Here is an 8,932-nt window from a genome sequence, read left to right as displayed (position 1 = left end):
GGGATTCCACTAGCTTGACCCAGATTTGGTGTTGCCAGCATTCGACGCGATCGATTTGCTGGAGGGGAATGTTAAGAAATGTAGCGACTTGGAGGCGTATTTCGTCCAGAGAAAATTGGCGAGGATCAATTATCCCAGCCGTGATCAAGTTCCGAGACATGGTAAATCACTCCTGATTTGGGTATTTGCGGTAGCGTTGGCTTGATTTAGGACAGTTGATGCTGGATTTGTGGCAATATCGGCTTTTTGGCCCGGAAAACCGCCCAAATCCTCAACCCTAAATCGATTGACCCAAAATCTTAGCCACCCCGCACAAATTGCCATAAAAAGTCGGAGTGGCTAGAGGAGTGTTACTATTTCTTCTAGCCTCCAGACTGCTTGCTCAGTTTGGGGGTTAGCTGCTCAGAGCTGCGCTAACAGCTTTGAGTGGCGCTAAGAGTTTTCGGTTGAATTTGGATTATCTTAGCAGATTGAAGGATTTATGTTGCAGAGTCAAGGCTTTGTTACAAAACTTTATTGGTGGGCATGGCTGAAGCTACGTTGAGGTAGTCGTTGGGAATGTGATTCAGGAATGCCTACCCGACAACTACAATTGGAGAATGTTGAGATTAAATTTTGCTATGTATGAAATTACACTGCGGTATCACCCATTTTAGATCAGCTTGATACACTTCGCTTTCGCTGCGATCGGGAAACCCGCGCTGCTGTGCTGAGGCTGGCTGGAGAATCACCAGATTCGTAGTTTGTTTTTAGGTAATCTGTTAAAATTTTTCAAGCAATGACCACACTATAGATAAGGTAAGGAAGCGTCAAAATGGAAGACCACAAAGAAAATAATAGCAGTATACAGTTACATGAAATATATGGTTTAACGAATGAACTAAAACCTATCCTTCCGTTTCTTTATCAGGAAGTACCTATAGCAGAACGCCGAAACATTCTCATTGCCTATCAAAGATTATTGGGATTTCCAGCAGTGACAGGGCAAATAGACGGCAGCCTACTATCATGGGCTAAGGGTGGCATTTTTAGTTATGGATTACGTGATGCGATTGTAAATGTTTTGACAATTATTCTGCCTGTTATTGAACAAGAGAACCACTGTGATGTACGGGAGCCAACAAACTATGAAATTGAGAAATTATCCATAGCTTATGAATCTCTGAGTGAGCTAGCAAAATCCATAGCTTTCAGTAAGCAGGAAGAGTATTGTGAATTTCAGATGAGCAAAAGTTATATAGATGATATGTATTACAGTATCATGATGTTAATCCATAGCCTTTTGGATGAATCTACCCTAAAAGAAGGAGATAAAGCGATGCTAAAATTCTTCCGAAATTTGGTTGAATTTGCTCTGGAAGAGATAAAATTAAAGACATTCTTACCTATTCCCCAAAAGGTCTCTTATCGATTCACAAAATTTTTATCAGTATGCTTGAAGCAACCCATAATAATTGTAGTACCAGAGCTTGATGATAGCGGGCAACTGAAACTTATCGAACAAGTACAACCCCTTTGGATGAGACATTTGGGACGTACTCCAGAAGAACAATTAGAAAGAAATAAACTAGCAATGGCTTGGGCTAAAGCAAGAATGGAAAAGATTGAAAGCAGACGTAATAAACGGAATCAATAAAGTGATAGTTCTTTTAGACTCTGGAGTGCTGGGATTACTCGCTAATCCGATTCAGATATATCAGAAGCGGAAACGAATGAAATATATCAATGTACAGAATGGTTATATGACCTACTGTCTAAATCCGTGTATGTAGTGGCTTCGGAAATTTCTGATTATGAAGTTAGGCGAGAGTTGATTCGGATAAAAAGTGAGGGTATAAGACTTCTAGATAATCTGAGAGAAGTAATTGAGTTTCTCCCCTTAACCAAAGAAGTAATGCAAAAGGCGGCAGAGTTTTGGGCTGAGGCACGTCAAAGTCATATACCTACGGCGGATGCTCAAAATATTGATGCAGATATGATTATTTCTGCTCAATGGAGTCTCTTGAGTCAAGAATTTCCCGGACGTGATGTTTTGATTGCGACAACCAATATTCGGCATCTAAGGATATTTGCTGAAGAAAAGGCAATGGAATGGAAGAATATTATATTATAAAATATTTAGCCAATTAAGTTAAGTCGTAGGTTGGGTTGAGGAACGAAACCCAACACCAAAACATGGTAATCTTTGTTGGGTTTCGCTTCGTTCAACCCAACCTACCTTTATTAATACTACCAACCTGTGTTACGTCACGACAATTGAAAAAGGGCGGGTTTGAACTAACGTTATTATCAATAGCGTAATGAAAGTCCATAAACCCGCCCCTACAGGGGTAAACAATTAGAAAAAATTAATCATGCCACAAGGCAATTCCGCCTAATAATCCGTTAATATTGGGGACAATTTTGACATTCGCTGGTAACTCGAAGGTGATTTTTTTCGCTTCTCCGCCACCAATATAAAGATAGTCGTAATTAAATAACTCGGCTAGGGTCGCGATCGCACGTTGTAAACGATTGTTCCATTTCTTCTCTCCCTTCTTCTCTAACGCCGCCCGCCCTAACCGTTGTTCGTAGGTGTCGCCTTTGCGAAAGGGGTGGTGCGCCATTTCTAAATTGGGGACGAGTTTACCATCGATAAATAAGGCTGAACCAAATCCTGTCCCCAGAGTAATCATCAATTCCACCCCTTTACCCTGAATTGTGGCTAATCCCTGTATATCTGCATCGTTAGCCACCCGCACCGGCTTGTTTAAGGCTTGAGACAGGGTAGTCGCGAGATCAAATTCTTGCCAACTGGGATCTAAATTCACAGCGGTTTTGACGACTCCAGCCATAACTACGCCAGGAAAACCCACAGATACGCGATCGCACTCTCCTTGGGCGGCGGCTAATTCTGCGATCGCGTCAATGACAGCATCCGGTTTAGCGGGTTGGGGTGTGGTGACTCGATGGCGTTCAGTGATTGGATTTCCCGCCTGATCTAACACGATCGCCTTAATTCCACTTCCACCAATATCTACACTCAGGGTACGGCTGGATTCATCTGCTTGCGCCATCGGATTTTGATCCTCCTGTTTCAGATAAAAAAATAGGAAACCACTACAACTACAACATTTTGATTGTGTAGGGGCGGGTTTAGGGACTAACTTTGATTGTTTTCCCTAGCTTAGCTGCAAAACCCGCCCTTTGTTTGAGTTTTGATTGTGTAGGGGCGGGTTTAGGGACTAACTTTGATTGTTTTCCCTAGCTTAGCTGCAAAACCCGCCCTTTGTTTGAGTTTTGATTGTGTAGGGGCGGGTTTAGGGACTAACTTTGATTGTTGTTCCCAGCTTAGCTACAAAACCCGCCCTTTGTTTGAGTTTTGATTGTGTAGGGGCGGGTTTAGGGACTAACTTTGATTGTTGTTCCCTAGCTTAGCTACAAAACCCGCCCTTTGTTTGAGTTTTGATTGTGTAGGGGCGGGTTTAGGGACTAACTTTGATTGTTTTCCCTAGCTTAGCTACAAAACCCGCCCTTTGTTTGAGTTTTGATTGTGTAGGGGCGGGTTTAGGGACTAATTTTGATTGTTTTCCCTAGCTTAGCTACAAAACCCGCCCTCCCCTCCGTTCGTTCAAAAGCTAATCGTGAAACCCGCCCTTACACACAATTTAGAACGGTTCAGATTAGATCATTTTCGCCCTCGCCCGTTCTGAACGTGCCTCAGCACTTTCCATCACATCTGCCATTTTATGCACCATTTCTCCTGGATAGTTTTCTAACACTTTTGTCGAGAGAGAAACGCGATTCGTCCCTTCATCTAAATCAATCACGATCGCTTTAATCGATTGACCCACCTCAAACATATCCGTCAAGGATTCCACCATGTTTTGGCTGACTTGCTTGATATGCAACAAGCCAGTAATCCCTTCTAATTCCACAAACACACCAAAAGGTCTGATATTGGAGACAGTACCTTCCACTAACTGTCCAACCTCTAGCATCGAGAAACTTGCAGCGCGAGTGGCTTCCCGTTGGGAAAAGACTAACTTGCTGCGATCGCGATCGGCTTCCAGGATGCTAACGGTTAAACTTTGACCAATCAACGACTCTAAATTCCCCCGTTGATTCAGGTGCGATCGCGGAATAAATCCTCGCAATCCCTGCCAATCTATCGTCACACCACCTTTATTCACGCCAGTCACCTGCACCTGTAGCGACTTGCCACTGTCTTGCACTTGCGCCAATTGATCCCAAATCTTATTGATTTCCAACTGACGCCGTGATAGAGTTATCTGACCTTCAGCATTCTGTTCCCGAATAATCAGAAACTCTAACTCTTCCTGCAATGGCAGCACCTCTGACCAATCTTCTACGGGTGCTACTGACACTTCCCCTCCCGGAACATACGCCAAGGATTTCCCGCCAATATCGACATAAACGCCTTCCATCTCGTAGCTATGCACTTTGCCTCGCACCACCTGCCCTTGACTAAATTCATAGTCATACTCTTCTAGGGCTTTGGCAAAATCTTCCATGGAAAAGGCAGTTTTGCTGGTTTGAGAACGGGTTGATTCTGAAGTCATGAGTATTAAGTGTTGAAAAAATCGATGTATCATTTATTATTTGCCATTTGAAGTTATTGATGACAAATAATTGATGACGAATAACTACAGTTCCTGCTGAAATAGCGTCTTCACTTTTTCCCAAGCATCTTTTGCCGCTTGTGGGTTATAGCTAGCACGTTGATCGCAGAAAAATCCATGATCAGCGCCCTCATAGCGAAAGATCTGGTGGGAAATTTGCTGCTTTTTCAGTTCAGCTTCAATCTGGTTAACTTGTTCAGCCGGGATGCTAGCATCGTCCAAACCAAAGAAGAGATGGATGGTTCCCGTAATATCCTGAGTGCGGGTAATCGTTGGTTCATCTCCTCCTGGCGTCATCGTGGCAATTCCTGCACCATAGAAGGAGGCTGTGGCTTTGATGTCGGGTAAGGTTGCCGCTAGATAGGCGACATGACCCCCAAAACAGAAGCCGATACAGCCGATCGCATTCGATTTAACGGGTGTTTGCCCCCGTAAGTAGTCAATCGCCGCTTGGATGTCACCCAGCAGTTCCTCCGCCTTCGTTTGCGCCTTATACTCCTTACCGATTTTCAGGTCAGCTTCTGTGTATCCCGTTTCAAAACCGGGGGCTTGGCGTTGATAGAGGGCGGGTGCGATCGCGACATATCCCTCTTTGGCAATCCGCTGAGTCACGTCTCGGATATGGTCATTCACGCCAAAAATTTCCTGCAACACGACCACCCCTGGTAAAGACTTCTCTCCCACGGGCATCGCTAAGTAAGCGTCTATTTGTAGAGAGCCGTTTGTAATCTTCACCCAATCGCTTTTGATTTCTCTAGCCGTCATAATTCAGGTTCATGCTGTTGTTCGTCGATCTATCGCAGTCCTCGCTGCTATGGCTTTTGACCTTCTGGTCAACGGTCAAACTTCTGCTTAATTGTAACGCTCACGTCCCCCCAATTCAGCAAATTATTTACGGATTATTATAATTCTATTGGTTTACTTATTATTTTTCAAGGATTTATTGTCTATTTCTGGGGGTAAGCCACCCTCTAATGATTTGGACAAACCAGAATAGGATTTTAGTTTTCAATCTACTGATTTAAACAAACAAAAATTCTGTTGCACTTTGTAAGCCGATCAAACTAGACTATTTAATAAACACATATCATTAAGCTAACAGATTACCTGTTTTGTTTTTGCTCAGGAGCGGCTATTTAAATGTACAAGAGCTTAGTCAAGAGGGTATTCTGGTATAAACCGCCAAATGATACATGCTTAGAGAAATGCCTAGGTCAGGACTAGAGGGTCAGCCACCCACCATCCGATCTTCAACTGTACGTTATACTCTTGTGTCTATTGAAGAGCAAGTGCTTGGGAGACTTTATAATGGTTCAGCATCATATCCAGCCCGATAGCGAAATCCCTGCTTCAAAGCAGCTATTCGACCAAATTCAGTTTGCGATCGCCTCTCGTCAATATCCACCGGGACATAAATTGCCCAGTACCCGTCAGTTAGCCATGGAGACGGGGTTGCATCGGAATACAATCAGTAAAGTGTACCGCCAGCTTGAAGAAACAGGACTGGTTGCATCCATCGCTGGATCAGGGATTTATGTCAAAGCCCAGGGTCATGAAGGTGGCACTCAGCGCCAATCTCCGATCCTCAAGCAATATCCACAAGCATCCAGCATTGTTCAGCAGAGTCTGGACGAATTACTCTCGCAAGGATGTTCCCTCAATGAAGCCCGCGAACTCTTTTTAGCCGAAATTGACTGGCGGTTGCGCTGTAGTGCTAGAGTGCTGGTTACCGTAGAGTCACGAGATATGGGCGCAGGGGAGTTAATGGTGCAAGAATTGGAATCCGCCCTGGGAATTCCCGTCCAGTTAGTCCCCTTAGAAGAATTAGAGCAAACCCTAGAACGCACCAATTCCGGTACAGTCGTCACCAGCCGCTATTTTATCCAAAAAGCCGAAGCGATCGCCGCGCCCAAATCTGTGCGGGTGATTCCGGTGGATATCCACGATTACGGAGAAGAAATCGAAATTGTTAAAACTCTCCCCAAAGATAGCTGTCTGGGCTGTGTAAGTTTGAGTGGGGGTATTCTACGGATTGTAGATGTGATTATCCACAGTTTGCGTGGGGATGATTTACTCCTGATTACCGCTCAGGTTAATGATAAATATAAACTTAATGCCTTAGTCCGTAGTGCGCGAACAATTATTAGCGATCAAGCCAGTTATGATGCCGTTAAACGGGCAATTCTAGACGCCAGGGATGATCTGATCCGTCCGCCTAAGCTGGTTTGCAGTGAAAATTATATTGGCACAAAATCGATTAATTTACTCAAACGTGAGTTGGGTTTAGGGTAATTAAGGGTTGCTGAATAAGGATTGTGGTGAGGATAGGGAACTCTTAACAGGGAATGGTTGTAGTGCGAGCGTCTCGCTCGCTATTTTGTATGTTTTTATCTATCAAGTTATCTCAGTGCCATGCCTAAGTTTACCTTTGCCGCTATCTCTCTAGACGATCTAAAATCCTTCATTCACCTCCATGAAGGATTCATCGGTAACTATGAATGAACCCAACTAATTAAGCGATTAAGCTAGGTTTTCTTCAAATCAAGCCAATCGCTACACATATAAGGAAAATTTATCACCTTATGTACGGGAGAACCAACCATTGCCACAATCTATTTAGGGTCTGCTGAATAAGTCGAAGAAACACAACTGATGGATTAAGTAGTTATATAATACGACAGCGAACTTAAGTTATTGTTGTTAACGATTCGCTTAATTATAAGGTTTAATAATGAATTGACGCCGAAAAAGACTTGATTGTGGAATATATATAAAAAAGACAAAAAACCTGCCTGAGCAGGGCAGACAGATTCATGACGAGGAAAGTAATGGCAATAGCTGTTTCGGACGTATGAGGTAGTTTAGCCATGACGCGACTTAGGCTATATCTACGTTTTGATATGCCAAATTTTCCTTCAATATTATTGCGAATTCTCTCGTCTTCTTGAGCTTGTTTCTTTAATTCTTGACTGACATTGGCTTTCGGTCTTCCTAAGGGAGGGCCACTGATTCTAATTCCTTTTTCTTTACAGAAGGATCGATTGGCTCGACTGCGATAGATTTTATCTACATGAACGGATTCTGGATAGAATCCTGTGTAGTTATAATAAGCTTCTATTTGAGCTTTTAAATCGACAGATTCATTAAAGTTATCCCAACTGATACGGTCTAAAAATACGTATCCATCTCTTACACTTGCCGATATTTTAGCTCCAAATTCTACGGCAACTCCCGCTTTGCCTCTAACTATTGGACGGATATGGGCTTGACTCACATTTACTATTCTATGCTCAATTCTATGAACTTTATTATTGTACATCCATTCTTGCTGACGATAGATTTCGCTAACTACCAACAGGCTCTTATATTCAGTACGACTCAATGCCCCAAGACTAGACCCTGCCTTAACTAGCGCGTCTATACTCCCCAAGTTTCTCTTTATGTATTGCAGTTGTTTTTTTATTGCTTTTCTTATTTCTTTTCTTGTTTGTCTCTTTTTCTTTGCTACTTTTAAGTAATTCTTTCTGGCTCTATTTCTATAAGTTTTTGGTTTTTTATTTAGTTGATCCTTCAGGGGTTCATATAGACTGTCTATTATTTTTTCGGTTTTGACCCTAGCTTTATTTAATATCCCCAAATCATTGGGATAACTTATATCTCCTGGCACACAGCTTGCATCAACTATTAGTTGTCCTTTATTGGCTGACTCTCTTCTTTCTTGACTTTGGATTTCGGCACTTTTTTTTTAGCTTCTTCATCCGTCTCTGTTTGACTTTTCTTCACCATTTTCTCATTTATTCGGTTGACTAGATTCACATTTATCCTTTCCCGGAATCTGGCCAATAGTGATGAGTCATAAGGAGCTTCGCTGCTGTAATGCCTTTGACCTATAAAGTATTGTAAGTAAGGGTTTTCTTTGATTTGTTCGACTGTCTCTCTATCACTTATTCCTAGTTTTTCTTTGATTATTAATGAACCCAGTGCTACCCTAAATGGTAGCGCTGGCGCTCCCATTTCCGCAGAAAAATTTTGGGCATATTCTTCTTCAAATTCCTCCCAAGGTACTAAAGAAGCCATGATTACCCAGCGGTTATCCTGTGATAACTTTCCTTCAAATGGTAGTTCAAAATCTTCGGCTTCCCTGGGGGCGTTCTCAACTTTTCGGTACATCTACCTGATCATGATGCAAGGATTTTGAGCAATTTTACCAGATTCATGAACACCAAGTCAACTGTAAATACGGCTCAAAGCATTGATGGTTAAGGGTTTCGGTCTTGTGCAGCAAGCCCTATTTAGGATTGCTATATAAT

At 42.6% G+C, this 8,932-nt stretch carries 7 protein-coding genes; 3 read left to right on the top strand and 4 right to left on the bottom strand.

Annotation, left to right across the window (positions count from 1 at the left end; translation table 11 throughout):
* The first annotated feature begins 814 nt into the window (after positions 1 to 814).
* Together MC7420_RS32615 and MC7420_RS32610 are read left to right on the top strand one after the other, a co-directional pair.
* Positions 815 to 1,636, top strand: coding sequence for a hypothetical protein (locus tag MC7420_RS32615; protein ID WP_006106039.1), 822 nt, complete (start codon positions 815 to 817; stop codon positions 1,634 to 1,636).
* A gap of 126 nt (positions 1,637 to 1,762) precedes the next feature.
* Positions 1,763 to 2,113 carry a hypothetical protein gene (locus MC7420_RS32610; protein ID WP_006106054.1) on the top strand — a complete coding sequence of 117 codons (351 nt, stop codon included), beginning with the start codon at positions 1,763 to 1,765 and terminating at the stop codon, positions 2,111 to 2,113.
* A gap of 235 nt (positions 2,114 to 2,348) precedes the next feature.
* On the opposite strand, the gene MC7420_RS32605 is transcribed toward MC7420_RS32610, so the two are convergent.
* The 3 genes from MC7420_RS32605 to MC7420_RS32595 form a co-directional block, all read right to left on the bottom strand.
* Positions 2,349 to 3,056: an ROK family protein gene (locus MC7420_RS32605; protein WP_006106030.1), complete on the bottom strand. Its 708-nt coding sequence runs from the start codon at positions 3,054 to 3,056 to the stop codon at positions 2,349 to 2,351.
* Between the two features lie 606 nt (positions 3,057 to 3,662).
* Positions 3,663 to 4,562 carry a S1 RNA-binding domain-containing protein gene (locus MC7420_RS32600; RefSeq protein ID WP_006106065.1) on the bottom strand — a complete coding sequence of 300 codons (900 nt, stop codon included), beginning with the start codon at positions 4,560 to 4,562 and terminating at the stop codon, positions 3,663 to 3,665.
* A gap of 84 nt (positions 4,563 to 4,646) precedes the next feature.
* Entirely contained in the window at positions 4,647 to 5,387 is a 741-nt protein-coding gene (locus MC7420_RS32595; protein ID WP_006106015.1) for a dienelactone hydrolase family protein, read from the bottom strand.
* Positions 5,388 to 5,930: 543 nt separating this feature from the next.
* Here MC7420_RS32595 and MC7420_RS32590 point away from each other — a divergent pair.
* Entirely contained in the window at positions 5,931 to 6,914 is a 984-nt protein-coding gene (locus tag MC7420_RS32590) for a GntR family transcriptional regulator (RefSeq protein ID WP_006106028.1), read from the top strand.
* 433 nt (positions 6,915 to 7,347) lie between these two features.
* Here the strand turns inward: MC7420_RS32590 and MC7420_RS32585 are convergent.
* A protein-coding gene (locus tag MC7420_RS32585) for an IS5-like element ISMich1 family transposase (RefSeq protein ID WP_390436282.1) occupies positions 7,348 to 8,792 on the bottom strand; the annotation gives its coding sequence in 2 pieces (ribosomal slippage) (positions 7,348 to 8,349 and positions 8,352 to 8,792; 1,443 coding nt in all).
* Positions 8,793 to 8,932: the final 140 nt, after the last annotated feature.

The organism is Coleofasciculus chthonoplastes PCC 7420 (assembly GCF_000155555.1).
In the GTDB taxonomy this organism is placed as follows: Bacteria; Cyanobacteriota; Cyanobacteriia; order Cyanobacteriales; family Coleofasciculaceae; genus Coleofasciculus; species Coleofasciculus chthonoplastes_A.
This window is presented reverse-complemented; position numbering and strand designations above follow the sequence as displayed.